Genomic DNA, 26376 nt, shown 5'->3' with positions numbered 1-26376 from the left:
CCCTCCCTGACCCCCCACTTGCCGGAGCCGAGAGCCCGCATGCCCACCGTTTCCGTCGTGACCCTGGCCAAGGGCCGGCCGGCCCATCTGGCGAATGTCCTGCGCGGCCTGGAGCACCAGACGAAACCGCCCGTCGAGTTCATCGTGGCGGTGATGCAGGACGACCTCTACGACCTGCCCGAGGCGTCGTTCCCGGTGCGTCAGATCCGGGTGACGGGCGAGGCGCTGCCGCTCGCCGCCGCGCGCAACCGCGGCGTCGCCGCCGCGTGCGGGGACGCGGTCGTGTTCCTCGACGTCGACTGCATCCCGGCGCCCGACCTCGTCGCCGACTACGCGCAGGGGCTCGCCGCCCTCGACGGCCTGCTGATGGGCGAGGTCCTGCACCTGCCCGAGAACGCCACGCTCGGGAACTGGACCTACGAGGGCTTGGGCCGGCTCGCGGAAAGGCATTCCGACCGCCGCGGCCCCCCGGTTTCCGGCCTCGAGATCTGCCACGATTACCGCTGCTTCTGGTCGCTCAACTTCGCGATCCGGCGCGCCACCTTCCTGGCCGCGGGCGGCTTCGACGAGCGCTACACCGGCTATGGCGGCGAGGACACCGACTTCGGCAAGCTCCTCGACCGGCGCGGCCTGCCGATCGCCTGGATGAAGGGCGGGCTCGCCTACCACCAGTACCACCCCCACCACATGCCGCCGGTCCACCACCTCGACAGCGTGGTGCGCAATTCCGAATTGTTCGAGGCCAAGTGGGGCTACCGCACCATGGGGCACTGGCTCCACGCGTTCCGGGTGATGGGGCTGATCGACGACACGCCGGGCCGGCCGATCCGCATCCTGCGCCGCCCCGATGCCGGCGACCTCGCGCTGACCGGGCAGCAGGGCCACCAGCCCTATACCAACTCGGCCTCCGTCATCCGCGCCATCGAAGCCCGCGAGACCGAAGCCCGGGCTCCGGAGATCCAGGAGACTCTGGTCCAGGAACCGGCTGCGGTGCCGGCGTGAGGATCGCGCTCCTCGCCCATCTGCGCCACCCGATCGCGCCGCCCTTCGCGGGCGGCCTCGAAGCGTATTGCTGGCATCTGGCGGATGGGCTGACCGCCCGAGGCCACGAGGTGGTTCTGTTCGCCTCCGGCGACAGCGACCCGCGCTTCACCCTCGACGCGATGATCCCGGTCCACCACGAGCGGAGCTTTCCCGGCCTCGAGCACCGGGGCGATCCCGGCCTCAAGGCCCATGTCGATGCCGGTTACGCTGCGGCTTGCGACCGGATCGCGGCCGGGGGCTTCGACATCGTCCACAACAACAGCCTCAGCCGCCTGCCGCTGGAGCGGCGGCGCACGGAGATCGTCCCCACCGTCACCTCGCTGCACGCGCCGCCCTACGACGCGCTGCGCTGGTTCGTGCACGACAGCCCGTCGCCCGGGCACCGCATCACCGCGACCTCGGCGGCGCATCTGCGGGCGTGGTGGCCCGACGGCGCCCCGCCGGAGGCGTGCGTCCTGCACAACGGCATCGACCCCGAGGCCTGGCCCTGCCGGGAGGACGGCAACGGCAGCGGCGTGTGGAGCGGGCGCATCGCCCGCGTGAAGGGTGCGCACCACGCGATCGCAGCAGCTCGCCGCGCCGGCCTGCCCCTGACCCTGTTCGGCCCGATCGAGGAGCCGGATCACTGGAGGGACGACATCGTTCCGCTTCTCGGCGGCACGATCCGCTACGGCGGCCACCTCGCCGGACCGGCGCTCGCCGCGGAGATGGCCCGCGCCTCCGTCTTCCTGTTCACCCCATGCTGGGACGAGCCGTTCGGGCTCGCGGCGATCGAGGCGATGGCCTGCGGCCTGCCCGTCGCGGGCTTTGACCGGGGCGCGGCGGCGGAGGTCGTCGGGGAGGCCGGATGCCTGGTCCCGTCCGGGGATGAGGCGGCCCTGGCCGGCGCCATCCCCGAGGCGCTCGCGATCCCGCGCGGAATCCCGCGCGAGCGGGTTCTGCGACTGTTCACCCGCGACCGCTGGCTCGATCGCTGCGAGGCGCTCTACGCGCAGCTCTCCCCGTCCCCCGCTCCCCGAGCCGAACCATGACCCGCCAGACGATCATCGATGCGCTGTGGCACGGCCGCGACCCTTTCGCGGATCCACCCGAGACCCTGCGCCCCCTCGACCTCCAGGGCTGGCGCAGCGTGCATCCCTACCTCGAGGAGGCGGTGCGCGAGTGGCGGCCGGGCGTCGTCGTCGAGGTCGGCACCTGGAAGGGCGCGAGCGCCCTGTACCTCGCGAGGACGATGGCCGAGTGCCGGGTTCCCGGTACGGTGATCGCCGTCGATACCTGGCTCGGCGCCGTCGACCACTGGGCCGACCCGGCCCTCTTCGCGGAGCTGGACCCCGAGAACGGCTATCCGAGCCTCTACCGCACCTTCCTCGCCAACGTCCTGCGCGAGGGCATGGCCGACCGGATCGTGCCGCTGCCCCTCGACTCGGTGAATGCCGCCGAGCTGATGCGCCTGCGCGGCGTCGTCGCCGACGTGATCCACCTCGATGCCGGCCACGAGGAGGCCTCGGTGGCGGCCGACCTGCGGGCGTGGTGGCCGGTGCTGCGCCCCGGGGGGCTGTTCATCGCCGACGATTACGACCGTCTGGGAGGCAAGTTTCCCGGCGTCGGCCGGGCCGTCGACGCGTTCTGCGCGGAGCGCGGCCTGCAAGGGCCCTGGTCCTCCAGGGGCAAGTGCAAGTTCATCAAGCCGCCCGCCGACGGATGAACACGATCGCGCCGAGAGGGACGGCTTCGTGGGCGGGATCGTCGCCGCTCGTTATCGTACGGCGCGACGGATGAATACGACGCCCGCGCGCGGCGGGTCCCCTCTCGCCGCGGGAGCGGACGAACGATCGCATTGTATTCAAAGTCGGCTCTTATACCGCCGCGCCTTCGAACGGACCCGTTCGAAGGCGCTGGCTAAGCCCGAACGGGCGTCGGCGCTGATGCGCCGGACGCCTTGGCATCGACGTGTCGATGCCAAGGCGCGAGGGTATCAGACCCTGATAGCGCGGCGCGACATGCGGGTGGAGAGATGCGGCGCCAGCGAAGTCCCTTTGCCTCCGTATCGCAAGCTGCGGTGCGGCGCAGAGCGTTCCATATCGAGGGCCTCGTCTAACCGAGGCGCCGCGCTCTCGGTCAATCCGATGTTGCCGCTGCGCGAAGTTGGTCGGTCAATGCGATAACTCGCTCCTCGCCCTTCGACGTGTAGGCCGAAGCGATATCCTCTGTTACGATGATCGCTACGCCCCGGTCGCCGAACCAGCGCCGCCGCGCGACCTTGAGGCCGTCGATGGCCTTGGCATCGAACTCCTCGATAGTTCCAGGCCCTAGAAAGTTCGCCCAGAACAGGCCGGCGAACATCGGCGCGATCGTGAGCGGCGGCGTGTAGGCGCGCATGCGAAGCTCCTCGGCTTGCAGGCGCGGGTGGATCGAGGCGTATTCGCAACGGTCCGGACGGCAGAGTTCCTCGAACACCTTCAGCAGCGCGGCGGGGTTCCTTTCGCACTCGCCGCGAGGCAGGTTGAGGTTGACGATGGAATAACCCTGGGTACGGCCGCCTTGCGTATCGAAGGCGGCGAGGATGAAGGAGAGGCCCCACCGCTTCGGCTGATCGCCGCGCATGCGGCCGCTGACGCCACCGGCCTTGTTCTTCGGAACGCGCAAGACCGCTTCGGCGAGCGTTTCCCCGTCCTCGACGGTCCACGGCTCGTCGTCGTCGCCGACCTCGAATTCGTCGGGACGCCCGATCAGGCCGTATTTCTCCCAGCCTTCGAGCAGCGCCCGCAACGCGTCTCCGCCGAGCCAGTCGTGGACATGCGTGGCGACGCGCCACTGCACCGCGTCGGGGAGGTCGATGTCGATCATAGCGCAGCCATGCCCTTGCCGAGAAGGTAGCGGACGCCGAAGCCTGCGTCCTTGAGGTGCTTGTTGGCCTCGGCGGCAGCCTTGTCCGGGAACAGATAGTTCACGCCCCTCACTTTGGTTCCGTCCGGCGCCACTTGGCCTATGATCTTCTGATAGTCGCGCATCTGGTCCGCCGGAACCTTGTCCCAGGTATGCTTGATTTCCCAGATCTCGCCCGTCGCGGCAACGAAGTTGTCGGCGGTGCGCTGGGTCTTCTCAAGCGCAAGCGTCGCGGTCTGCTTGAAGGTGACCCGCGCGAAGTCCTTGCCGCCGAGTTCCGGAATGTTGAGCTTGGCGAATCCCTCGAACATCGAGCCCTTTATGGCCGAACCCTGGCGAATGATCGCGGTCTTGACCTTCTCCGACATCTTCGCATCGGTCTTCATCATGGCGGCGATGATCTTGTTGAGCTTGGTGATGTCCCCATCGGCCTTCGCCGGCACGACGGCCGTGAGGTACCTCACGAAGGTGCGGTACGACTGCGCCTCGCTGGCGAGATCGCCCGCCGTCGTGAAATGCGCGATCTTTCCGAAATCGTCGGCAGTGAGCTCGGCGGATTCAATCAGTTTCGCAAGCGCTGGTCTGGACTTCAATTTCTTTCGGATCATCTTGAGATTGAGCTTGTCGGCCGGCAGCGCTGCGATGATCTTCTCGATGTCACCGCCGAGCTTGGCGCCGACCTTGACGCCCTTGGCAGCGAGGTTCTTCAGAAACTCCTCGATCTCGTGGATGTTGACCTTGCAGGGCGAGGCACAGCCGAGCGCGAGCTTCATCGCGAAGGGGTTCAGGAAGCGGAACTTCTCCTTGGCCCAGGCGGACAGGCCCTTGAGGCGTTCCAGGACCGCGGCGGACGTGTCCTTGATGATCTCCAGCGGGATGCGCAGCGCCGTCTGCGCCCAGTGATGTACCTTCGACAGCGCCTTGGAGCCGAGCCGCAGGGCGTCGGCGGCGGCGCCGGTCACCTTTTCGGCCTTCTTGATCATCTTGGCGATGGTCGGCAGCTTCTCGAGCAGCTTGGCGAACTTGGCGGTCTTCCCGACCCATTTGACCGCCGTCGCGATACCGTCGCTGAAGATCAGCAGCAGGATCTCGACGATGATGTAGCCGATCATCCAGCCGCGATTGTACCAGCGCGACCACGTGCCGTCGGCGAACCACTTCGACTTGAACCATTCGAGGCCGGCATTGACGATGTCGTCCAGCGTCAGCTTGGAGAGGTCGTCCCAGAGCTTCTTGATGTCCGAGATGATCTCGCCGGTGACGATGCTCTTGATGACGTCCCAGGCGATCTTGATCATGTCCCAGATGCCGACGAAGACGTCGACGACGGACTCGAGCGCCCCCACCAGCAGGCCGGATATGAAACCCGCGGTGCCGACGAAGATGTTCTTGATGGTCTGCCAGGTCTCGTAGGTGAACGAGCCGGAGGGCACGATCCCCTTCAGGCCGAGCGCGTAGTCGACCCCCGGAATCCAGATCTTGTGGTCGGCCTTGACGACCGTCGCGTCCCAGTCGTCCTCCTTGCCGGGCGGGCGGGTGATACCTTGGTCCTTCTGGGCGGAGAACAGGCTGTTGACGTGGAACAGCACGTTGACGAAGTAGCGCTCGTCCTGGCCCCATTCGGTGGAGTGCTTGCCGTAGAAGCGGCGTGCGATGGTCTGCGCCGTGTCGCCCGCCTTGACGGTGTAGAGCCGTGCATCCGGGTCGGGAAGCTTGGTTTCGACGCGGCTCGAGCTGATCCAGCCTTTGCGGCCGTCCTCCAGCGTCACCTGGCTCCATCCGTTGCGTGCGGTGACGACGACCAGCCGGGTGTTGATCGGGATGTCCTCGAACGGGCCCGTCTCGCTCGGAGCGGGCCTCAGTCGCGCCGGATCCACGCGTGTGATGCCCGGAACGGGCTCCGGCGCGGCCCAGTCCTCGGCGTCGACGTCGAACTCCTTCTCCTCGAACGGGACGTCGGTCTCTTCGGGCGGCTGCGGCTTCAGGTCGTCGGGTATCCTCGTCGAGTTGTCCCGGACGAAGCGTTCGGCGTGCAGGATCTCGAGATTGGCCTGGATCACGAGCGTGTACGCGTTGCTCTCGATTTCGGCGTCGAGGGCCTGCTGGGCCGTGAGGGTCGCGGCCTCGAGCTCCATGTCGGTCAGGGATCGCGCGTAAGTCACGTCGATCGGCCTTTTGACCGGGAGGCTGGTATCCGCGTAGCGCTGGACGGCGCCTTCCGCCGCCGGCGAGGCCGCAGCGCCCTCCATCCCCAGCGCCGGCGCGTGGCCTTGCTGCGCCACGTGGGTCAGTTCGTGCGCGAGCAGCCAGCCGCCGGTCTCCGACGCCGGCGAGTATTCGCCGGAGCGGAACACGACGTGGGAGCCCTTCGTGTAGGCGAGCGCGCCGAGCGAGCGTGCCGAGGCGTCGGCCTGGGAGCCGGTATGGACGCGCACGGCGCCGAGGTCGCGGCCGAAGCGCGGTTCGAGGAAGGCGCGCTGCTGCGCCGGCAGCGGATGGCCGCCCCCGCCGCCGACCACGAACGGCGCGGGGCCGCCGCCCTCCTCGGCGCCCTTGGCCTGGATGCCGAACTCGGCGTCGACCGCCTGGCCCTCGGCCTCCTCGGCCTGCTCGTCCTCGGTCGCCCTCTGGATCGCCGCGACGGCCGACGGGCCGACGGGCTGGATCGACGGGGCCGCGACGGGCGGAGCCGGGCGCATGACGAGGTCGGCGGTGCGGTCCGCCTCGATCTCGAACCGGTCCGAGGTCTGCCGCCGGATCGCCCGCCGCTGCACCGCCGCGGCGAGCTGCAGGCACCCCGGATGACGGCACATGGCCTGCACCAGCGGCGCGTCCTCGCCGGACGACGTCATGGCAAACAGCGCGCGGTTGCCGACGCGCGGCGCCCTGTCGGCGACACCGGAACCCGCCGGGCGGTCCGGCGTCCGGCTCGCCGGCGCCCTGGCGGGAGTGCGGGCCGCGGGTTGCGCCCCCTGAGGGGTGACGGAGGCCATGGCCCAGCTCCCTCACTTTCCCGGAATGCGCACGACGTCCGTGTCTTTCAGGCCGAGCTGAAAGCGGAAGTCGTTCTGGATGAGCGCGGCCATCGACTCCGCTTCGGCGGGGGAGAACGCTCCGGATTGGCGCGCGGCGCGCATGAGCACCTTCTCGGCCTCGGCGACGGTCGTGTGCGTTCCGGACATCGCCTTGAATTCCCGTTGCCAGAACTGGTCGAACAGCGTGTGGGAATGCCCTTTTCCGGTCGGCAGCAGCCGCGTGACCATCTTGCTCGGGTCGTAGCCGTGCAGCAGCTTCCCGTTGCGGGTGATGAAGAGCGATTGCGGCGCCAGATGCGCCGACTGGTAGCCGGGGCTCGGGTTGACGGCCTCACCCTTCGGCGTCTTGCCGGGCAGCCCTTTGAGCGTCGGATCTCCCTTGAGCCGGCGCAGCTCGCTGAGCGCCTCGGCCTGCTGCTCGTGCACGAGGAGATCGCTGATATGCTCGCCGGCCGGCTTCAATTCGGCCCAGGCCTTCTCGAACTCTGCGTCCGTCATCCCGGCCAGCGGTCCGGTTTCCCGAGGCGCGCCTCCGCCGCCGGACGATCCGCCGCCACTGGACCCCGTCGGGCCGTGAGCCGTCATGGCCAAAGCCTGACTGCCGATGACCGCTCCCTCGGCGGCGAGGCGGGGAGCGATCGTCGGAACCGCCGCCGTCGCCACGCCCAGCTGAACCGATCCGTCGGCGAGCGCGGCGAGTCTGGGAACCGGGACCGTCAGCTTCAGGCCGCCGGCCTTCGCGCCCGAGACGGAGAAGGTCGCGATGAAGGCCGCGATCTGGCCGACGAGTTCGCCCCCCATGACCACCTGCTCATCGGGCGTCGCCTTTCGCCATTTCTCCAGCCACGCGTCGATCGCGGCCTTCAAGGCCCCCGGCAGGGCTCGCAACGCCCTGACGAGGCCGTCGACGTCCTTCCGGAAGGCGTCGGGCCTGCCGGCGAGCGCCAGCATGAAGTCCGCGGCCATCGCGAGCGCCTTGTAGGCAAGCGTGATGAGGCCGGCGATCATGCCGGCGATGCCCTCGACGAAGCCGACGACCATGCCGATCACCGCGAGCAGGAGCGCGATGACCATGTCGAGAACGAAATCGAGCACGTCGACGAGGGTCCCGGCGACAGGCCGCATCTCCGCGGAGACGTCGGCGAGGAGAGCCCGGACCTGGCCGATCCCGGTCCCCTTCGCGCCCCTGAGCGCAGCGATCATGGCGCGGTAGACGTCCCATTTCTCGCGGTCGTACCACTCGGAGGCCTGGGCCTTTTTCTCGGCGGCCCATTCCTCCGCTGCATCGCGCCAGGACGAGGCGAGGGCGGGCGCGGGCGCTCCCGCGGGCAGCCGCCGCGCCTGCACGACGTGCGCCGCCTCGTGGGCGATCAGGGCGAGACCCTGCGGTGCGTCCGGCATGTACTGCCCCTCCGCGAAATAGATGTCCGAGCCGACCGTCACAGCCCGGGCCTCGTGAGCGCGCGCGACGGCGTCCGCCCGAGGGCCCGTGTGAAGGCGCGCGGCGGCGAGGGACGATCCGAGCGCCGGTTCCAGCCGGGCCCGGAGCGTCGCGCTCATCGGCTCTCCGGCGCGCGGCGCGCCGTCGGCCAAGGTCGCGGCCGGTCCGGGCGCGATCGCCCCGAGGGTGACCGGCCGCGCGCCGTCCAGCACCGCGCGCGAGGCCCGGCGCGCCTCCGCTTCCAGCAGGTGCGACGCACCGGACGGACGCGGAGCCGCGACCTCGTGAGATTGGCCGCCCGACGGCGCCCGCACCGGAGGGGCGGAGCGGAGCGCGTGGTAGAGCGCGCGGTTCCCTGGCCGGCCAGCAGGTCCGTCTGGCTTCGGGCCCTCCGCGCCGACGCCGTACGTCCGTGCGCGGTCGGCCGGCGCGCGACCCGGCTTGACCGTCCGGATGGGCGCGGGCGTCCGCATGGCTCAGCCGTCCTGCGCCTCCTGGCAGGCCCACCATTCGCCGGCATGGCTGACGACGTGCCTGCGGCAGGCGCATGTCTCGACCGTCAGGCTTCCGTCCCGGCCCGCGGTGACGCGCGCGAGCACGACCCACGGGTCGGTCGGGCATTCGCAGACCGGAGGCTTGTTCGACCGGGAGCCGCCTTCGCCCTGGCCGTCGTCGCGGATGTGCGAGGGCGGGCACTCGTCCAGCACGCAGATCTCGTAGCCGTCGCGCCAGCGGCTGTACTCGCACTCGTCCCCGCCGCAGCCGCAGCCGGAGGACCGCACCGGCCGGGCCGGGAACTCGGCGTAGCGGACGGCGACGAACAGCGTCTGGCCTTCGGTCGGCGCGGGGTCCGCCACCTCGTTGCACCATGGATCGGCGGAGGGCGGGCATCCGCCGCTCTCCGGGACCGGCTTGCAGCGCAGCCGGACGTCGAAGGTGACCGGCTGGTCGATGCTGATCTCGTCGCCGTAGGGGCCGAGCACGAAGCCCGGCGCAATGACCACGGTCCAGGGATCCTTGCCTGGCTGGACGATCGCACCGCAGACGACGCCCCAGCCGTGCAGCAATCGGTTGTGCCGGCGCATCCGGTTGCGGACGTAGTCCTGCGCGAGGTTCATGTCGTCCGGCGTGATCAGCTGGCGCGGAAAGTAGCGCGGGCGCTCGAACGCGCGGCTCGTCCCCTTCAGCGACGTGGCGGAATGGGTCATGTCGGTCATCGTCCGCCTCCTCAGCGCTTGCCGCCGCGCGGCCGGCTCTGCTCGTCGTTCGTGTTGACCAGCCCGCAGATCAGCTCGAACAGCAGGTCGGCGCCGTAGACGATCGGGCGGACGTTGATGTCGATCGAGCCGTTGTCGATGCTCCCGCCCGCCGGGGGCCTCAGGACGTTCGCGAGCGGGATGCAAACGTCGGCCGGAATCTCGAGCCCGCGGGTCGTCACCCAGTTGACGAGCTCCTCGTAGCGGATGCGCGAGCCGATCACGGCGTCGCGGATCGAGCATTCGAGGTCCGGCCCCCTGGCGCGGCCCTCCTCGATGCGGATCTCGAAGCGCTCGCGGACGGCCGCGTGCTCGCACTCGGTCTCGCAGTCGCAGGCGCCGATGAAACTCCTTTCCGGCGCGGACAGGCATTCATGGAAGCACAGCACCACGTGCACCCAGTCCTCGTCGTTCTGGCAATGCTCCTCGGGTCTCGGCAGGCCATCCTCGCCGTTCGGGCGCGGCGCGATCTCCTCGGACGGCGTCGCGCGCGGCACGACGATCTCGCGTCCGGCCTTGTCCAGCGCGAAGCCGGGCGAGACCACGACCTTGACGCCGGACGGGTCGACCGCGACGTTCAGCCCGGCGACGACCCCGTGGCCGTTGACGAGCCGGTTGATCAGCCGCCGCTTGCCGTTGAGGTAGAACTGCTCGTCCTCGAGGTGGTGCGCCTCCAGAAGCTGTCCGTGGAAGAAGCGGGTGCGGGTGAAGGACACGAGCGCGCCTCCTCCGCCGTTGTCCTTGAGCCGCATGGTCATCGCGCCCTCCTGCTCCTGTTCACAAGGTCGCCGCCCGTCCGACCTCGAGGCCCTGGCCGACGCGGCCGCGCGGCGCGCCGCCCAGCGCCGCGGGCGGCGGCGGTCCGCCGAGGACCGTCTCGACGCCGAGCATCGCGAGGCCGAGGCGGCCTCCGGCTGCGGCGGAACGGATCTCGAAGCTCACATGCGCCGGGCCCTCCCGCGCCAGCACGGCCCGGATCGCCGCCTCGTGCTCCTCGGTCAGCGCGCCGGGCGGCAGCCGGATCGACACGCGGCTCGCGGTCTCCGCGAATAGCGGCTCGAACACCGCGTCCTCGTCGATGAGATGCGTGTGGTCGAGCGTCGCGGAGACGTCGAGCACGGCGCCGTAGGGCTCGACCGCCGCGAGGTAGGTCGTGAAGCCGAGCCGCGCGTCGTCGCTGTCGATCCATGTCCGCTCACCGTCGCCGGCGCCGTCACAGGCCCCGCCACACCCGCAGCTACCGCCGCAGGAGCCACCGGCGTCGTCCGAAGAGGCCGCGCCCGGCGCGATCCAGATCCCGGCGCCGGCGCCGTCCTCGATGACGGGCGCGACGCCGCCGATGGCCTCGATGAGGGAGCTTCCCAGCCCTGCCGCCGTGCCGCGCAGGGCGTCGGCGGCGCTCGCTCCGGCGACGGCGCGCCTCAGCTTCGCGACGCTCCAGTCCTCGGCAGGCGCGAGCCCGAGCAGTTCGGCGAGCCAGGGCAGAGCCTCGGGCGGGGCGCCATCCGCCGCGAACAGCCGGTCGAGCGACGCGATCGCCCCGCTCGCGTCGTCCACAAAGCTCTCGACCAGCGACAGGAAGCGCAGCAGGAAGTCGTCGCGGTCCGTTTCCCGCAGCGACGGCTCCCGGTAGATCCGGGGCAGCAGCGGCAGGTAGCTGAGCTGGTTGTACTCGACGCGCAGCTGCGAGAGCTGCGGCGAGCCGCGCCCGTCGCCGGACAGCACGATCCCGACCCACAGGTTCGGCGCCGGCTCGGCGCCGATATAGCCGGCCGCAACATTGGGGGCGAACGCACGCCAGGGAGGGCCGAAGGGTTCGGGCGCGGCCGGATCGACCGGAGGCGCGTCCGCGCCGCGGCTCGTCGCGACGTAGATCCGGAAGGCGGAATGCTCCCCGAGCGGGTCGATCGTCGACCTCAGCCGGCTCCAGACCAGCTGTGGCTCGCGGGCGCTCACCGGCCCGGTCCACATCGCGCCGCGGGTCCCGAAGCCGCCGGAGGCTGCGAGGCGGACCGGCTGACCGCCCGCGCCGAGAGCCCAGACGTCACCGTCCGCACCGGCCGAAAGCGCCGATACCGGTCCGGCATAGCCGGGGACGGTTCCGGCGAAGGCCGGTTCGCCGCCATCGAGCCGGAAGGCGAGGATGGCATTGCGCGCGGCGTCGCCGACGTAGAGCAGCCGGCCCGACGCGCAGATCGCGGTCGGAGCACCCGCCGCGCCGAGGTCGAGCGGCCGGCCGTCGCCGCCGACCGGGACGCCGGCTTCGTCGAAGGCAAAGACCGCGCGCGCAGCGCCGTCCAGCACCAGCAGCTCGAAGCCGTCCGGTCCGTCGCGGGAAGCGATCGCCCGCGGGTCGCGAACCAGTCCGTCGTCGCGCATCCGGCGCCAGAAGGCGCTCCGGACCTGACCCGTCGGCGAGAACTTTTGGATCCGCGCGTTCGGCGGATCGAGGACGTAGACCGCGCCGCGCGCGTCGGTCTCGACGTCGGATGGACCCGACAGCGTCCCTGGCGGCGCGCCGGGGCCTCCGGGCGCGCCGGGCGCGCCGACCGTCTGCACCAGCGAGCCGTCGGAGCGAAGCAGCAGCACCCGGGACAGGCCCGGATCGGCGAGCCAGACGAGCCCTCTCTCCCGCGCCGCCGCGAGGCCTCGCGGCTCGACCAGCTCCGGGCCGGCGCGGGACGCGTCGTCGTCCCCGCAGGGGCCGATCCGGCACAGCGTTCCTGTCGCCGGCGAACTCCACCACAGCGCGCCGTTCCCGCTCTTGAGAACGCCCGCCGGCGCCGGCACTTCCCCGGCGGGTGCCGTCACGCCCGGCCCCGCCGCGAGGGGCGTCAGCGTTGCCCGGCCGTCGCCGTCGACCGTCACGTTGCTCAAGCGCCAGCCGAGCCATCGGCCCTCGCGGTTGAGGTGGCGGAAGTCAGCCTGGCCCATCAGTTCTCGACCCCCACCCATTCGATGCGCCATGGCAGCCTGCCGCGGATGCGCCCGAGGATCTCCGCCGCCCCGGCGCCGGAGGCCGCGATCAGCATCGTCGGCAGCAGCACCGAGAGCGTGAAGCCCGTCGCCTTCGCCTTGGAGACGCTTGCAAAGCCGTCGAGCAGGAAGGACGCGCCGTCGATGTCGATCCTGCGGTCCCCGACCACGCTGACGAGATAGTGGGGCGCCCCGTGGAAGCCGGCGGCACCGGCATCCACCTCGGCGGTCAGTTCGATGCCGAAGGCCGTCGGCGCGGCCGGATACGTCCACGCCTCCACGCCGGTCGAGCCCGCCGCGATGAAGGGATAGGCCGAGGGCTTCGCCTCCCTCCGGCGCTCGAGGGAGACCCGGGAGGCGAGCTTGCAGTTCAGCACCTCGACGCGGCCGAGCGCGATCCTCTGCGCGGACAGGAGCTCGCGCAGCAGGTCGCTCGGACGCAGCACGTCGACCCATTGAAAGCTCGGGACCTCGCGCTGCCGGACCGCCTCGGGGCCGCCGCAGAAGCTGCGCCGCGTCTCGGTGGTGTCGAGGTCGTCGCCCGGATAGGTGGCGGCGAGGTCGAAGGCGACCGCCTTGCCGTCGGCGCCCGCCGCCACCGGCGGCACGGCGATCGTCCGCGTCTCCGTCAGGACGATCTCGCGGCCGAAGGCGTCGATCGCGTAGCCGGGGCCGACGGTGACCTCCCGTGCGCCCTTCTCGCCCGTAATGGCGAAGCCGCTCGCCACCCCGGGCTGATGGAGCGAGCGGTTGTGCAGCCAGCGCAGCTCGCGGCCGCTGGCTTCAAGGCTTTCCAGATCCGAGGCGAGCAGTCGCTGGCTGGAGAAGAAGCGGAGACGCTCGCCCGCGATCGACAGGCCGATGGGGTCCTGCATGCTCAGCCCTCCGGAGCGGTTGCGAGGTCGACGTCGCCGCGCTCGACGCCGAGCCACGACACGAACAGGCCGTCGCGCCGCGCGTCGGCGGGGAAGGTGTCGGCGACGCGGGCATTGTAGTCGAAGCCGAGCCGCACGCTCTCCGGGCGCAACCGGTCGCCCTCGGCGAGGCCGTCGAGTCGGAGCGCGACGAGCCCCAGGTCATGCGCGACCGAGGAGACGAAGGCGGGGGCGAGCCTGGTCTCGCCGGTCCGGGCATCGACGCCGCTCAGCGTGAGCGCGTCCCCCTCGGCGACGCCCTCGACGTCGGCCAGGCGCAGCACCGGCCGCTGGAGCGACAGGTCCGCAAGCCCGAGCATGTCGCCCGCGACGAGACCGTCGAGCGGATCCTGGAGCGACAGCATCCCGTCACGGGCGCTTGCGACCGGCCGGTCCTCGGCGCGGGAGACCCAGCGCTCGACGACGCCGACCACGTCGCTCGGCCTCAGGTCGCCGGGATCGTCGACCACGAGTTCGTCGCCGGAGTCGGACGGGGACGCCTCGAACGGCGCCAGCACCTCGAGCTCGCAGACCGCGTCGCCGACGCCGACTCCGAGCTCCCGGTCGAGCCTGATCGTCCCGTCCGTGACGGACCGGACGGTCGCGCACGCCGTGCTGCCGGCTTCCGCCGCGCAGAGCAGCGCCGTCGGACCGACCACCCCTCCTTCGAGCATGACGTCGCGGCCGTCCGCCGAGACGAAGGTGGCCCGGCCCGCGGCCGGCGGCCTCAGCGAGACGACGACCGCGCCGGGCGCGATCGGGAGGCGCTGGTTCAGCCTCACCCGGTCGCCGACGATCAGCTCGACGGCGCCGAGGTCCTGGCGGACGTCGTCGACGAGCGCCGCCACCGGCTGTCCGACCGCGAGGCCGAGCGTGGAGCCAACCCGCATGGTGACGCCGTCGGCCGCGATCTCGACGACCGAGGTGCGGCCCGAGACCATCATCCGGGCGACCGCGTCGCCCGCGTCGACCCCGTCCAGCGGGCGGGAGAGCGAGAGCACGGTCCCGTTGACGGCCGTGACCAGCGCCCATGCGCCCTTCGCCGTCGCGATCCCGTCGGCGGCGCGGAACGGCGAGGCGTCGTCCACCTCGAGCGTCACCGCGGCCGGGACGACACGGCGGATCCTGAACTCTCCCTCGGGCAAGCGGAGCCGGGCGCCGACCTTCGGCGTCGCGCTCCCCGCGGCGAGGGTCAGTGTCGCCCCCTCGACCGAGGCCAGCCGCGCGGCCTGCTCGGCCTCTCCGTCCGGGGCGAAGTAGACGACGTCGCCCGCCGCGACGGAGGCGCGCTGGTCGAGGGTCACCGTACCGCCCTCCACGGAGACGACGAGCGCGGCGTCGGCGAGGCGAAAGAGCACCATGTTCCGCCGCCAGGCCGTCGCGGCCGTCGCGAGCGTGACGGTCGAGCCGAAGACCGAGGCGATCTCGACCGGCACCGCGAATGGCGGCGGGTCGCCCGGCCGCACGAGGACGTCGCCGGCCGAGAGGTCGGCGCCGTTCGTCAGATCCAGGCTGACGCGGGCGGCGCTGATCCCCATCGCCCTGGCGAAGCCCGGACGGCGGAAGGCGCCCAGCGTCGTCTTCGCCTCGAGCTTCAGCGCCGCCGCGAGCGTGACGCTCGATCCCGAGACCTCCTCCACCCGGATCGCCCTGGCCGCGACGGGAAGCAGCCGCGTCACGGCGTCCGCCCTCGCCAGGAAGCCCGCCCCCCCTCTCGTCCCGACCTCGCGCCGGTCCTCGCCGATCGAGCGGACGCGCGCGAAGGCCGTCGCGACGCGGACGTCGCGGCGGGCGATGCCCCACAGCAGCAGGCGGTAGGTGAAGCCGTCGGCGGTCGCGTCGGCGACGTGTCCGAAGACGGCGAGCGGGCTTTTCTGCGCCTCCGCCGGCCAGTTCGCGCTCGCGAGGTAGACGGGCGCGGCCCCGGCCTCCGGATCACCCGAAAAGCCCGCCGCGCGCGTGTCGATCCTGGTCTGGACCCCGGCGACGACGAGTCGGAGCACGCCATCGGCGTCGGTGATCGCGACGGTCCAGCGCTCCCAGTTGGTCGAGAGCTGCGAGGTTTCGCCCCGCGCGATGCGCGGCCGCCGCATCCCGCGGCTGCGGAACGGCCGGAAATCCTCGTCGAGCCGGACGGTCTCGCCGCTCCGCGTGAGCCGGGCGAGGACAGGATCGATCCGCCGGCCGGCGCGTCCGCGCATCCAGACGAGACCGGCGCTCGGCGCCGGCGCGCCTGCCTCGCAGGGCCACGGCGTCTCCGGCCGGCCGCCGGCGTCGCGTGCCTCCGGGGCGGTCAGCGCGAGCTCGACGATCTCCGCCTCCGCGAGGTCGTCCGGAGCGGCGATCGTCGCAGGCGCGGCGAGGATGAGTTCGCGGCCGTAGGCGTCGTAGGCGAGGCCCTTCTGCGCGGTGACGCCGACGCGTCCGTCGGCGGTGGTCCCGAGGCTCGCCTCGAGCCCGAACGCGATCCCGTAGGGCCTGTGGCAGGCGCGATTGTGCCACCAGCGCAACTCGTCCCGGCTCGCGGCCGCGGCGTCGAGGCCGCCGGCCCGCAGCAGGTCGCCCTCGAGATAGCGGACGGATTCGAGGTGTTCGGGACGTCTCGTCATCGCACCGCCTCGATCCGGTGAGCGCCCGGCGCGATGAGCGCGAGCGGGCCGATGCAGGCGTCGCCGCAGGACGGCGTGCCGTCGATGTCGAGTTCGAGCGCCAGCACGTGGTCCACGCCGTCGATCGCGTCGAGCAGCGCCATGATCTCGGCCCGGTAGACGTCGCGGCCGAGCGGCCAGCCGCCGCCGTCCGCACCACCGGTCAGCGGATCGAGGAAGCGGTCCAGCGCGGCCGCGGCGCGGGCCCTCAGCGGCTCGATCGCGGCCTGCGGCCGAGCGCGCAGGCGCGCGCGGCAAGCGACCTCGCGGTAATCCGGTCCGACGACGCGCAGGCCGGTCCCGAGCAGCCGGCGCTCGTCGAGGCGCCGGCGCACCGCGCTGAGCAGGCCGGCGCTCGGTCGCGGGCGCGGTCCCGGGCGGTTCGGCACGACGACCACCGTCACCAGGCCGGGCGCCTTGGCGGAGACGAGCGAGGGGTGCAGGTCGGCCCGCGGGATCGCCCGGGCGACGTCGCGGCCGGGCGCGTCCAGCGCCAGCCGTGCGAAGTCCGGCGCGGTGATCGCGCGCCCGGTCGTCTCGCGCCCGGACGCCTCCCGCAGGATCGCGTCGGCGAGCGGCTCGCGGTCGCGCCCGGCTTCCAGCGTGGCCGCGACGGCGCTCGGACCGAGCCTCGCCGCGACCGCCGCGACGTCGCCGAGCAGCGCGGCGTTGCGCGGGGTCGCGGCGAGCGACAGCGCCGCCCCCTCCGCGATCGCGCCGCCCCCGGCCAGCGTCGCGCGCAGGCGCGCGAGGGCCCAGGCGCCGTCCGGCAGGACGCGGCCCTCGGCGCCGTCGCCGAAGCGGGCCCGGCCGTCGGGGTCTTCCGTCCAGTCGGCGTCTCCGGGACCCGAACCGAAGAAGTCGGGGCGCGGGCGCCAGCTCCGCCAGCCGCCGTCCTCGAGGGACCAGACGGACGCCCCGAGCGCGACGGCGGGGTCGGGGACGAGGCGGAATTCCTGCCAGGGGGCGCCGTCGCCCATGCGCAGCGGCGCGATGTCGAGCGTGACGCGCCCCGGTTCCCGGCCGGGCGCGACATACTCGAGGACGGCGATCGCGATGGGCCCCTCGGCGTCGAAGTCGAGCCGTGCGATCGCGCCGGACGGGTCGAGCGCCAGCGCGAGACGCCGCCTTTCGCCGCTCGCGGGCGGCACGCCGGCCACCTCCGCACCCGGCGCGATCCGGAACGTGTGCCAGATCGATCGCGACTGCTCCGCCTCGACCGCGTCGGGCACGAGCGCGATCGCCATCCGAGGACTGTCCCACTCCCCGCCGGTGGCCGTGATGCGCAGCGTGATGCGTCCGGAATCCGTCTCCCCGGTTGCGCGCAGCAGGATGGCTCCGTCCTGCGACAGGCCGCGGGTGCCGTCGACGATGTCGACCATCCGCCAGTCGCCGTCTTTGCCGAGCGCCTCGCAGCGAAGGGACGGGGCGTCGTCGCAGCCGCAAACCCGTCCGCCGCGCGGCCGGCGCGGGCGCGCGCCGCAGGGGTCGGGCGGCGGCGCGCAGGCGGCGCGGCGCCGGAGGCGGTCCTCGATCGCCCGGCGGCGCTCGTCGCGGGAGGACTTGCGAGACAGGAGCCGGAGGTAGAGCGCGATCCGGTCGCCCGGCCGGGCCCGGCTCTCCAGCGCGATCGTGACGGCGTCGCCGGCGGCCGGGACGGCCTCGAACAGCGGCAGCCGCTCGCCGCGCCCGAGCGCGCCGGCCAGATCGGTCAGGATGCCGCCGGCCGAGCGCCTCAGCGAGACGATCCGGGTCCCGGCGACGGTCAGGCCCTGCATCAGCCGGACGGGAACGCCGCCGGCCGACCCCTCGGTCGTCGGCGGCAGGGCGACGGGATCGGCCCCCTCGGCCAGCGAGAACGCTGCGACGACGCGCGCGGAACGCGGCGGCAGGGGCGCGAGCCCGGCGAGGCCGAGCATGCGCCGTTTTCGCGCCTCGGGGACGCGGTTGACGCGGTAGATCTGGCGTTCCGTGACGAAGGCGAACAGCTCGATCAGCGTGACGCCGGGATCGTGCGCGTTGTGGTCGGTCCAGTCCGGCGCGTGGACCGGCACGAGGGCGACGGCGTCCTGGACGAGGTCGTCCCAGCGCCGGTCGTCGAGATTGGGGAGCGCATTCGGCATCTCAAACCTCCCGCGCTTCGAGCCTGAAGGAGATCTCGCCCGCAGCGACGATCCGGCCCGCCGCGACGGCGGCGGACCCGCCCTGCGGGATGCCGGCCGCCGTCAGCGCGACGTCGCGGGCGTGGTCGAGCCCCGGCACGCGCTCCAGGACGGCGGCGATGTCGGAGAGATGGACGCCGCGGCCGAGGTCCCAGCCCTGTCCGTCCGGGCCGCCGGTGAGTGGATGGAGGAAGGCGGCGAGCGCGGCGCGCGCCGCCCTCTCGACGTCGCCGGCCTCGGAGAACAGCCGCGGGACCAGCGTCGCGGCGACGCTGATCGGCGCATAGTCGGGACCGGTCACGGTCAGCGCCTCCGGATCGCCGAGCGTCGCGGAGGCGCGGCTCGCCACGTAGTCGCGCACGCGCTGGCGCAGGTCCCGGGTCGGGAACGGCCGGGCCTCCGCGCTCGCGGGGACGATCACGACGGTCAAGCGGCCGGCCTGGCTGCGCCCGTTGGCGCCGCGCAGCGGCAGCACGCGGGCGAGGGCGACGGCGGCGGAGGCCTCCAGCGCCAGCGCCTCGATGTCGCGCGCCGTCACCGCCCGGCCGCGATGGGCGAGCGCCATCGGACCACGCCGGCGGAAGGCTGATGGGGATTCGCCGTCCGAGCCGCCTTCGGACGGCTTCACGTTGTAGACCTCCTCGGCGCCGGCGACCGCGCCGATCAGCTGGGAGATCGCCCTGGCCGGCAGGTTGCCCCGCGAGCCGCCGCCGGTCTGGAGCCGCCGCGCCAGGATCGCCGCGCCCACGGGTGGCGTGCGGCCGCGATGGCCATCGCCGAAGAACAGCCGGCCCCGGAGCCGATCGAGCGCGTAGACGCGGTCCGAGGGGCCGGCCGCGAGCAGGCTCGCGACGCCGGTCCACCGGACCCAGACCTCGACCGGTTGCCGCTGGGCGTCGCGCCGGAGCCGGAGCGGACCGTAGACCACATCCGGGTCGGGCGAGGCGCGGTTCAGCGCGTCGCCGATCGCCGCGACCGCGACGTCGTCGATGCCCACGAGCTGGCGCGCGATCAGGCGCCAGTCGGTGCGCGCCCGCGGTCCGAGGCTCTCGCGCACCTCGATCCATTCGTCGGCGAGCACCGGGACCTGCGCGATCGTGAAGCGCTGGCCCGGCGTGCCGTCGCTCGATCCGATCGCGACGTCGCGCAGGGTGCGGCGCTCGCTCGCCCAGACCGCGTTCGGGGCGATCGCCGCGAGGCTCGGCGCACCCGGCGCCTCGCTGCGCCGCAGGCGAGCCCGGACCCAGTGCAGCGGCGCGCCGAAGCGCGGCGTCGCGACGGAGCGCTCGGCGCCCAGCAGCGAGACGATGCCGGGCGCACGCAGGCTCCCGGTCTCGTCCCGCGCCGACAGGCGGAGCCACCCGCCGCCGTCGAAGCACTCCCATTCGAGCGAGGGGCCGACCGGGTCGCGCCGATCCTCCTCGAGGTCGAGGAACAGCGCGAGCACGTCGGCAGGCGGCCTCGCGTCGAGGCCGACATAGAGCGTGGGCGCCGCGTCCCCGCTCGGCGTGAAGGGCTCGAAGCTCCGGCCCGGCCAGGTCGTCTCCTCCGTCCGGTCGGCGAAGGCGAAGTCGTTCTCGGTCAGCACCCGCTCGGGACGGAACGGACCGTGCTGCCAGACATAGCCCATGGCGACAGCCGCCAGCGCCGGCGGCTGCGTCACGGTCACCGTCATCTCGTTGCTCTGCTCGTGGACGCCGAGCCACACGATCGTCTGCCTGTAGCCGTAGCCGCCGCTGACGATCCGCACGCGCATCCAGCGCGCCACGACGTCGTTCAGGCTGACCGGCTCCATGTCGTCGGGCACGACGACGTCGACGATCTCGGAGCGGGCGAAGTCGAGCGTCTGGCCGACCTGCGCGCCGGCGACGCCGAGCGGCGCCCATGCCCGGCCGTTCCAGTATTCCCAGGCGAGCCGATGCGGCATGGCGCTCGCGCCGGAGGGCGGAGCGACGTCCTGGGGGCCCTTGGTGCGGGGCAGATAGATGCGCATCTCGGCGCCGGGCTTCGAGAAGATCTCGGCGCTCGCGAAGGCGAAGGTCGAGCCGGGCTGCGGCTGCGCGCCGAACGGCAGGAACGGCTTCGAGAGATCGATCGCGGTCCCGTCGGCGAAGGCCTTGTCGGGCGTCGCGCCCTTCAGCGAAACCGTCAGCACGGAGCGTGCATAGGCGTCGGGCAGCGGGCTCGGCAACGGGATCTCGGCGACCACGTCCGAGAAGGTGACGCGCAGATAGCCGCCCGCCTGCACGGCGTCCGGCAGGCCGAGCTGGAAGAAGCCGTCGTCGCCGGTCGGCTGGGAGATCGAGACGGCGGCGTCCGCGTCGGCGCGGCGAAGGGAAACGATCGCCCCGCGCAGAGCCTCCTCGGCCTCGTTGACGACGCGACCGCTCATGCCGGAGATCGAGCCCGTCGCGGCGAGCAGGACGCCCGCCCCGCCGATCCGGCCGGCCATCGGCCTTACGTCGAGCTGCGCGTCGAACCGGCGTACGGAGACCGCGCTGATGCGGACGGTCTCGATCGCCGGCAGCGCGGTCGAGCGGTCGGTCGAGGCCGTGAGGTCCGGATCGGGCAGCAGGGGCTCGGCGAGGCTGCCGCGGATCCAGAACCCGGAGACGCCGTCGACCGCCGTCTCGACCGACTGGGCGCAGGCCGCCCTCAGCCGGACGACCCCGGTCCGGCGCAGCCCGTCGGTGCCGTCGACGCTGTGGTGATCGGATCGGGCGTCCGCCTCGGCGTTCCCCGTCCCGTCCGGGAGGTCGAGGAAGCCGCGCCACACCTCGCCGTCCCAGTAGCGCCAGTCGATCTCGAGGTTCTCCGGGCTCGGCCGGGCCAGGCGGATCTCGACCGCGAGGTCGACGGCGCCGGAGAGCGCGAGAAGGGTCCGGTGCGCGATGTAGATCCGGTGGGGGATCGGCTGGAGCAGATCGCGCGCGAACAGCCGCGCCGGCCGTCCCGCCGCGAGCTCGCCGGTGTGGTCGATATACTGGTCGCGCTCCGGCCACAGGCTCGCGACCTGCGCCACTCGCGCGGCCGTGAGGCCGACCGCCTGCTCGGTCTCGAACACGATCGGGCTCGACTGGCCGGGCGGCGGGGGCGCGGAGACCGGCGTGCCCGCCGGCGCCGTCCCGGAGACCGCGTCCTTCGACAGGCGGAAGATCATCGGCGCGCGCGCCGATTGCGGCGGCGCGGGGCCGAGGCCGGCGAGGTCCAGCAGGGCGAACGCATTCTTCTCCGGCGCCTGCTCCAGTCGCGCGGCGACGGCGCGCATGTAATGCGCGAGGATCGCCGTCATGGCGCGGCCCGGTCCCAGCTCGCCGGGAGTCCAGCCTGGAACGTAGCCGGCCGCGCGCGCGGCGAGCTCCTGCTCGAAGGCGTGCTCGTCCGGGACGGGGGCGGGCCAGGCGGTCATGCTAGCGGCCCTCCTCCAGGTAGAAGGGGAAGACGAGGTTGCGGACCGCGTTGGTTGCCCGCACGCGATACTCGATCGAGACGACCAGCGCCGCGCCGTTCGGGTCCGGCCGGACATCGCCGGGCACGGCCGCTTCCGGCGTCTGCCCGGTCATCGGCGCGACCGAGACCTGCTCGACGATGATGCGCGCCTCCCAATCGACCAGCGCCTCGAGCACCCGCATGCGCAGCCGCTCGGCGAGTCCGATGCCGATCGGCTCGAACAGGAAGGAGGAGAGGCCGGCGCCGAAGTCGGGCCGCATCACGCGCTCCTCCCGATCGGTGCCGAGGATGATCAGCACCGCCTGGCGGATGTCCTCCTCGTACGCCGCCATGGCGACGTCGCGCCCGGCGACGGCCGGAGGGAAGGCCCATCCGCGTCCGAGGAAGGCGCGCGCCGGATCGGGCATCTCAGCCTCCGATCTCGACGAGCGGCATGCCGGCGAGGATCGGCGAGCCGCAGCCGGACACGTCGCCGACGCGCGCAGCGCCTCGCCCGCCGATCAGCACCGTCAGGCTGCCCTTGGCGATCGGGCTCGGCGGATGCGGTCCCGCCGGCGGCGGCATGGTGCAGCCATGCATGTCGCCCTGGACGGCGGCCGGCATGCCGCCGATCAGAACCGTCAGGACGCCGGGCCCGACGATGACGCCGGGATGGCCGGTCGGATCCCCGATGCGCGCAGCGAAGGGCATGCCGGCCTCCTCAATTCAACTTGATGGGAAGGCCGGTGACCGTGCACGGCCCGGCCGACGTGACGGAGACACTGCCCGCCTTGATCGCGACCGACGCACCGGTCAGCGAGATCTCGGTCGCCTTGAGGTCGATGCTGTTGACGGCCTGGATCGAGATCGACTGGGTCGTGTTGTCGAGCGAGATCTTGAGCGTCCCGGCGAGGTTGCTCAACGTGATGGCGAGGGGGTCGAGCGTGACCTTCTGCATCGTCGAGGTGGTGATCGAGATCGACTGCAGGGCGTCGTCGAACTCGATCTCGTGGCCGATGCCGGCGGCGACGCCGGTCTTGATCACGCGCTTGGTCGGCGCCTCGACCGGCACGAGCGAGGGCGGCCGGCACAGCGTGCTCCAGAGCCCGCCGAGCACGTAGGCCGAGTTCGGATCGTTCTGCGCGAAGGCGACGAGCACCTCGTCGTGCAGCTGCGGCACCCAGTAGAAGCCGCGGCCGGAGCCCCCGCCGACGCTCGACAGCCGCGCCCACGGATCGATGCCCGGCGCAGACGCGATATGCACCTGCACGCGGCCCTCGGCGATCATGTCGACGTTGTTCGTGACGACGCCCGGCGCGATCGCGAACTCATCCGGAAGCGGTCCGTCCGCGACGCCCGCGAGTTGCCTGACCGACTGGCTCATGACGCGACCTCCTTCAACGTGCGAACTGGCCGGTGAGCGGCCGGTAGTTTGGAGCGGAGAAAGGCAGGGGCACCGAGCCGAACCAGACCTCCTTGCGGGCCTCGAAGGAGGTGCGGTAGCCGCTGGAATCGAAGGTGTGGCTCGCCGAGGTGATGCGATAGAGCCCGCCGAACTGGCCGCCGAGATTGCCGAGCCGGCACACCTTGGTGGACTTGATCCGCGGGTTGCCGATCGCGCTGCCGCGGCCGGTCTGCCGGCCGTTGAGGCGTGGCAGCAGCTCGCCGAGTATCTTGCGCGGTGCGGTGGCGTAGCCGGTCGGCTTGACGGTGAGCGTCTTCTTGGCGTTCGCCGGCCCGATCAGGTCGTCGATCTGGCCGACCAGGTTCGGGTAGATCTGGACGTCGAGCGAGGCGCGGTCGTAGTCCCAGGAGACGATGATCACGAACTCGACACCGATGCTGTCGACCCAGACGCGCGCGCTGACCCCGAAGATGTCGCCGACGGTCGTCAGCCGCGGCGTGAACTCGATCAGCGAGGATCCCCAGGCGAGCTCGACGCTCGCCGAATAATCCTGCAGCAGGAACTGGAAGCGCAGCACGCGGCCCTTGGGCTCGGCCGAATGATCGATGAAGATCTCCCAACCGTTCTCCCTCGATACGCGCTTCAGAAAGTCGAAGTCGCTCTCCGATGTCTGCAGCCTGACCGATTTCTGGGCGAATTGCGGGAAGCTGAGGAACGTCGCGAGCGACACCAGCGTCGAGAGCGCCCCGCCGATCGGGTCGATGTCAGGGATCAGCGCGTTGGTCCCGCTGACGATGGCGGCGACCAGCGGATCCGGCAGGGGGAAGTTGCCGATGCTCGGAATGCTGACCCTGAAGCCGCGGTCCTTGGTCCCGTGCGTCAGCCGCTGCAGGAAGTCGTGCGCGGTGACGGTGATCATCGGCATGCCGCCGGAAGGGAAGCTCGGGGCGACGCCGGTGATCTCGCCGGCGAAGACCTCCTCCAGCGTTTCGCCCGCATAGCCGATGGCGAGCGACAAGGGCTGATCGACGGCGAGCAGCGGATGGTCGAGCCAGACGAGGGAGGGATTGGCGATCGTGATCTCGACCCTGTCGGCGCCGTCGATGCCATCCTCGTAGGTGAGGCTGGAGATGCAGCCGCGCAGGGCCGCCGGGATCGGCGCGTCGTCGATCCTGAGCGCGTATTCCGGGGCGTATCGGGGATAGGCGCCCATCAGGTGACGAGCTCCCCGGTCTCGGCGTCGACGTAGGGGATGGCGGGGACGACGAGGGCGCGGCCGGCCCGGAGGTCGAAGGGATCGTCCATGCCGTTGGCCACGGCCAGCACCCGCCACAGGCGCGGATCGCCGTATGTCCGGCCGGCGATCGCGCTCAGCGTCTCGCCCTGCGCCACCGTGTGGAGCTTGGTGTAGTCGGCGGTCTGGCGGCTGACCTCCTTGGCTTCGCGCTCGGGGTCGATGAATTCCTGGAAGCTCGTCGTGACGCGCGCCCGGACCGGCCGCCCGTCGGCGAGGAACAGGATGAAGCGCTGGTTGGCGCGGGTCAGCACGCAGCGGAACTGCAGCGATGCCCACTCGACCCTCAGGATCGGCGGGGCGTGCAGCTCCGGGTCGATCCGCATCAGCTTGATCAGCCTTTCGGTTTCCTGCCGCACGTCCCTCTGCTGCTCGTAGGTGTCGAACAGCAATTCCAGGTCGAGCGTGCGTGACCCTCCATGCGCGAACTGGATGACCGGACCGCTGAGGCCAGGAATGCTCTGCGATGCGAAGGTGTTGTCCTGATTGACCGCGTATTCCTCCGGATTGAACATCACGGAAAACACGGCGCCCGAATGCTCGGTGGTGATGGTGGCCTTGACGAGCGCCATTGCTACCTCCGCCCCATCCGCTCGCGCATCGCGACGACGCGATGGTCGAGGGTCCGCAGGACCTCGTCGGCGATCCGCCGCGGATCGATCGGCGGCATCGGCGCGACGCTCTCGGCGGAGGATCGCAGCACCTCCTGCCGGGCCCCGCCCGCGAGCTTGTCGACCGCCGCCTCGAGCCGGCCGATCGCCGCCGCGAGCGGTCGGGCGTCCGGCCGCGCCATCGCGCGCGGCAGCGCTGCGACGGCGAATTCGCGGCGCCTGCTGGCGGCGGGTGCGTAACGGCGCACGGCGCGGGCGTCGGGCGGGCCCGCAGGATGGCCTCCCGGCTCGGGAGCGCCGATCGCTCGCGTCCGGAACACGGTCTCACGGACGGTGCTGAGGCGCATCTCGCGCGCGACGGGCGGAGTCCGGGGGGCGTTGGACCGCGGGAGCAGCGGGCGGCGCGGCGCTTCCGATGCACGCGGCGGCGTAGCGCGCTCACGGATCGCCGCAACCGGCGCTGCGATGCGGGCGGGCGGCCTCGTCTCCGCGGCCGGGCGTGCCACCTCCCGCAGAACGGCCGCGACGGTCAGCGACAGGTTGAAGCGCGGCGCGGCGCTGAGCGTCGACCGGAGGTGCAGGATCAGCGACGAGGGCCCCGCGGCGTGAAGCGTCATGGCGGCGGCCGAGGCCGACGCGCGGGAGAAGGCGTAGCGTCCGGCCAGGCGGGCGGCGAAGCCGCCATGCCGGCCCGCGATCTGTCCGCCGATGTCGTCGCGCAATTCCAGCCGCGTCATGTCAGCTCCAGGCTCGCTTTCGCCTCGGCGATGGATCGTTCGTTCATGCGGGAGACTTCGCTCACCCATTTCCGCCGCTCGGCGTGTTCCAGCGCCACGAGCTGATCGAGCGGCCAGTGGAAATGGTAGGCCAGGAAGGCTACCTCCTCGTAGAGCTGGTCGAGAGGGTAGCCGAGGATCCCCCCGCGGCGTATTCCGCCGCGAAGACGTGGCTGCAGTTCGGGCACATCTGCTCGCTCTGTGCATCGACGTCGTTGAGCTTGTTGTAGAGGGCCTGCAGGTAGGCCATGTCAGCCGCGTAGAGGCCTTCGATCACCTTCGGGGTGATCTGCGGCACCGAACCAAGCCGCGAGACGACGCGCGAGAGGACGATGACCGAGAGATAGGCCGGATTGCCCTGCACGCGGGAATCCTTCAGCGGCAGGATCTCGTCCGCCGCGGTCGCGAGGCGCATCACCCCGTCCCGGTGCAGCGACCCCTCCCCGTCCTGGTAGCCGATCGGGAGCGTGAAGTCGTATTCGGTCTGCAGCATCGCGGC

Annotated in this window: 21 protein-coding genes; 3 read left to right on the top strand and 18 right to left on the bottom strand. The window is 72.0% G+C overall.

Going from position 1 to position 26376, the window contains the following annotated elements; all coding sequences use genetic code 11:
- The first annotated feature begins 39 nt into the window (after window positions 1-39).
- The 3 genes from DA075_RS19310 to DA075_RS19300 are packed head-to-tail and all read left to right on the top strand — an operon-like array spanning window position 40 to window position 2749.
- A complete protein-coding gene (locus DA075_RS19310; protein ID WP_099954592.1) occupies window positions 40-1002 on the top strand; it encodes a galactosyltransferase-related protein in 963 nt (320 codons plus the stop codon).
- Window positions 999-2075: a glycosyltransferase gene (locus DA075_RS19305; RefSeq protein ID WP_099954591.1), complete on the top strand. Its 1077-nt coding sequence runs from the start codon at window positions 999-1001 to the stop codon at window positions 2073-2075. The genes DA075_RS19310 and DA075_RS19305 overlap by 4 nt, the downstream gene beginning before the upstream one ends.
- Window positions 2072-2749 carry a class I SAM-dependent methyltransferase gene (locus DA075_RS19300; protein WP_099954590.1) on the top strand — a complete coding sequence of 226 codons (678 nt, stop codon included), beginning with the start codon at window positions 2072-2074 and terminating at the stop codon, window positions 2747-2749. The genes DA075_RS19305 and DA075_RS19300 overlap by 4 nt, the downstream gene beginning before the upstream one ends.
- Before the next feature lie 413 nt (window positions 2750-3162).
- Here DA075_RS19300 and DA075_RS19295 read toward each other — a convergent pair whose 3' ends face one another.
- The 18 genes from DA075_RS19295 to DA075_RS19210 form a co-directional block, all read right to left on the bottom strand.
- Window positions 3163-3891, bottom strand: a complete 729-nt coding sequence (locus DA075_RS19295; RefSeq protein WP_099954589.1) for a hypothetical protein — start codon at window positions 3889-3891, stop codon at window positions 3163-3165.
- Window positions 3888-6923: an eCIS core domain-containing protein gene (locus DA075_RS19290; RefSeq protein ID WP_099954588.1), complete on the bottom strand. Its 3036-nt coding sequence runs from the start codon at window positions 6921-6923 to the stop codon at window positions 3888-3890. Before DA075_RS19290 ends, DA075_RS19295 begins: the two co-directional genes overlap by 4 nt.
- Window positions 6924-6935: 12 nt before the next feature.
- Complete coding sequence (locus DA075_RS19285; RefSeq protein WP_210206991.1) at window positions 6936-8618, bottom strand: eCIS core domain-containing protein; 1683 nt, start codon at window positions 8616-8618, stop codon at window positions 6936-6938.
- Between the two features lie 264 nt (window positions 8619-8882).
- Window positions 8883-9623, bottom strand: a complete 741-nt coding sequence (locus tag DA075_RS19280) for a hypothetical protein (RefSeq protein ID WP_099954586.1) — start codon at window positions 9621-9623, stop codon at window positions 8883-8885.
- An 11-nt stretch (window positions 9624-9634) separates the two neighbouring features.
- Complete coding sequence (locus tag DA075_RS19275; protein ID WP_099954585.1) at window positions 9635-10420, bottom strand: hypothetical protein; 786 nt, start codon at window positions 10418-10420, stop codon at window positions 9635-9637.
- 19 nt (window positions 10421-10439) lie between these two features.
- Entirely contained in the window at window positions 10440-12596 is a 2157-nt protein-coding gene (locus DA075_RS19270; RefSeq protein ID WP_099954584.1) for a phage tail protein, read from the bottom strand.
- The gene (locus tag DA075_RS19265; protein ID WP_099954583.1) at window positions 12596-13513 is read right to left on the bottom strand and encodes a hypothetical protein; all 918 of its coding nucleotides are present in this window, start codon (window positions 13511-13513) and stop codon (window positions 12596-12598) included. The genes DA075_RS19270 and DA075_RS19265 overlap by 1 nt, the downstream gene beginning before the upstream one ends.
- A gap of 2 nt (window positions 13514-13515) precedes the next feature.
- On the bottom strand, window positions 13516-16161 hold the full coding sequence (locus DA075_RS19260) for a hypothetical protein (protein ID WP_099954582.1): 2646 nt from the start codon (window positions 16159-16161) through the stop codon (window positions 13516-13518).
- Window positions 16158-18323: a putative baseplate assembly protein gene (locus DA075_RS19255; RefSeq protein WP_099954581.1), complete on the bottom strand. Its 2166-nt coding sequence runs from the start codon at window positions 18321-18323 to the stop codon at window positions 16158-16160. The genes DA075_RS19260 and DA075_RS19255 overlap by 4 nt, the downstream gene beginning before the upstream one ends.
- A gap of 1 nt (window position 18324) precedes the next feature.
- Entirely contained in the window at window positions 18325-21771 is a 3447-nt protein-coding gene (locus DA075_RS19250) for a putative baseplate assembly protein (RefSeq protein ID WP_099954580.1), read from the bottom strand.
- Between the two features lies 1 nt (window position 21772).
- Window positions 21773-22219, bottom strand: coding sequence for a GPW/gp25 family protein (locus tag DA075_RS19245; protein ID WP_099954579.1), 447 nt, complete (start codon window positions 22217-22219; stop codon window positions 21773-21775).
- A gap of 1 nt (window position 22220) precedes the next feature.
- Window positions 22221-22502 carry a PAAR domain-containing protein gene (locus DA075_RS19240; RefSeq protein WP_099954578.1) on the bottom strand — a complete coding sequence of 94 codons (282 nt, stop codon included), beginning with the start codon at window positions 22500-22502 and terminating at the stop codon, window positions 22221-22223.
- Between the two features lie 10 nt (window positions 22503-22512).
- Window positions 22513-23175, bottom strand: coding sequence for a phage baseplate assembly protein V (locus DA075_RS19235; protein WP_099954577.1), 663 nt, complete (start codon window positions 23173-23175; stop codon window positions 22513-22515).
- A 13-nt stretch (window positions 23176-23188) separates the two neighbouring features.
- Window positions 23189-24409, bottom strand: a complete 1221-nt coding sequence (locus DA075_RS19230; RefSeq protein ID WP_099954576.1) for a phage late control D family protein — start codon at window positions 24407-24409, stop codon at window positions 23189-23191.
- Window positions 24409-25062 (bottom strand): CIS tube protein, encoded by a 654-nt coding sequence (locus DA075_RS19225; protein WP_099954575.1) that lies wholly within the window; start codon window positions 25060-25062, stop codon window positions 24409-24411. The genes DA075_RS19230 and DA075_RS19225 overlap by 1 nt, the downstream gene beginning before the upstream one ends.
- Before the next feature lie 2 nt (window positions 25063-25064).
- Window positions 25065-25838 (bottom strand): hypothetical protein, encoded by a 774-nt coding sequence (locus DA075_RS19220; RefSeq protein ID WP_099954574.1) that lies wholly within the window; start codon window positions 25836-25838, stop codon window positions 25065-25067.
- Window positions 25835-26065, bottom strand: a complete 231-nt coding sequence (locus DA075_RS38410) for a DUF6760 family protein (protein ID WP_331254773.1) — start codon at window positions 26063-26065, stop codon at window positions 25835-25837. Before DA075_RS38410 ends, DA075_RS19220 begins: the two co-directional genes overlap by 4 nt.
- Window positions 25978-26370: a hypothetical protein gene (locus DA075_RS19210; RefSeq protein WP_099954573.1), complete on the bottom strand. Its 393-nt coding sequence runs from the start codon at window positions 26368-26370 to the stop codon at window positions 25978-25980. The genes DA075_RS38410 and DA075_RS19210 overlap by 88 nt, the downstream gene beginning before the upstream one ends.
- Between the last annotated feature and the right edge of the window lie 6 nt (window positions 26371-26376).

Source organism: Methylobacterium currus, from assembly GCF_003058325.1.
Lineage (GTDB): Bacteria > Pseudomonadota > Alphaproteobacteria > Rhizobiales > Beijerinckiaceae > Methylobacterium > Methylobacterium currus.
The sequence above is the reverse complement of the archived record's forward strand: the minus strand, read 5'-3'. Positions and strand labels throughout refer to the sequence as shown.

What these genes read in the sequence shown, in the direction of transcription:
- DA075_RS19310 (WP_099954592.1), top strand. Translation starts at nt 40, where the DNA reads ATGCCCACCGTTTCCGTCGTGACCCTGGCCAAGGGCCGGCCGGCCCAT.
- DA075_RS19300 (WP_099954590.1), top strand. Translation starts at nt 2,072, where the DNA reads ATGACCCGCCAGACGATCATCGATGCGCTGTGGCACGGCCGCGACCCT.
- DA075_RS19295 (WP_099954589.1), bottom strand. Translation starts at nt 3,891, where the DNA reads ATGATCGACATCGACCTCCCCGACGCGGTGCAGTGGCGCGTCGCCACG.
- DA075_RS19290 (WP_099954588.1), bottom strand. Translation starts at nt 6,923, where the DNA reads ATGGCCTCCGTCACCCCTCAGGGGGCGCAACCCGCGGCCCGCACTCCC.
- DA075_RS19280 (WP_099954586.1), bottom strand. Translation starts at nt 9,623, where the DNA reads ATGACCGACATGACCCATTCCGCCACGTCGCTGAAGGGGACGAGCCGC.
- DA075_RS19275 (WP_099954585.1), bottom strand. Translation starts at nt 10,420, where the DNA reads ATGACCATGCGGCTCAAGGACAACGGCGGAGGAGGCGCGCTCGTGTCC.
- DA075_RS19270 (WP_099954584.1), bottom strand. Translation starts at nt 12,596, where the DNA reads ATGGGCCAGGCTGACTTCCGCCACCTCAACCGCGAGGGCCGATGGCTC.
- DA075_RS19265 (WP_099954583.1), bottom strand. Translation starts at nt 13,513, where the DNA reads ATGCAGGACCCCATCGGCCTGTCGATCGCGGGCGAGCGTCTCCGCTTC.
- DA075_RS19260 (WP_099954582.1), bottom strand. Translation starts at nt 16,161, where the DNA reads ATGACGAGACGTCCCGAACACCTCGAATCCGTCCGCTATCTCGAGGGC.
- DA075_RS19255 (WP_099954581.1), bottom strand. Translation starts at nt 18,323, where the DNA reads ATGCCGAATGCGCTCCCCAATCTCGACGACCGGCGCTGGGACGACCTC.
- DA075_RS19250 (WP_099954580.1), bottom strand. Translation starts at nt 21,771, where the DNA reads ATGACCGCCTGGCCCGCCCCCGTCCCGGACGAGCACGCCTTCGAGCAG.
- DA075_RS19245 (WP_099954579.1), bottom strand. Translation starts at nt 22,219, where the DNA reads ATGCCCGATCCGGCGCGCGCCTTCCTCGGACGCGGATGGGCCTTCCCT.
- DA075_RS19240 (WP_099954578.1), bottom strand. Translation starts at nt 22,502, where the DNA reads ATGCCCTTCGCTGCGCGCATCGGGGATCCGACCGGCCATCCCGGCGTC.
- DA075_RS19235 (WP_099954577.1), bottom strand. Translation starts at nt 23,175, where the DNA reads ATGAGCCAGTCGGTCAGGCAACTCGCGGGCGTCGCGGACGGACCGCTT.
- DA075_RS19230 (WP_099954576.1), bottom strand. Translation starts at nt 24,409, where the DNA reads ATGGGCGCCTATCCCCGATACGCCCCGGAATACGCGCTCAGGATCGAC.
- DA075_RS19225 (WP_099954575.1), bottom strand. Translation starts at nt 25,062, where the DNA reads ATGGCGCTCGTCAAGGCCACCATCACCACCGAGCATTCGGGCGCCGTG.
- DA075_RS19220 (WP_099954574.1), bottom strand. Translation starts at nt 25,838, where the DNA reads ATGACGCGGCTGGAATTGCGCGACGACATCGGCGGACAGATCGCGGGC.
- DA075_RS19210 (WP_099954573.1), bottom strand. Translation starts at nt 26,370, where the DNA reads ATGCTGCAGACCGAATACGACTTCACGCTCCCGATCGGCTACCAGGAC.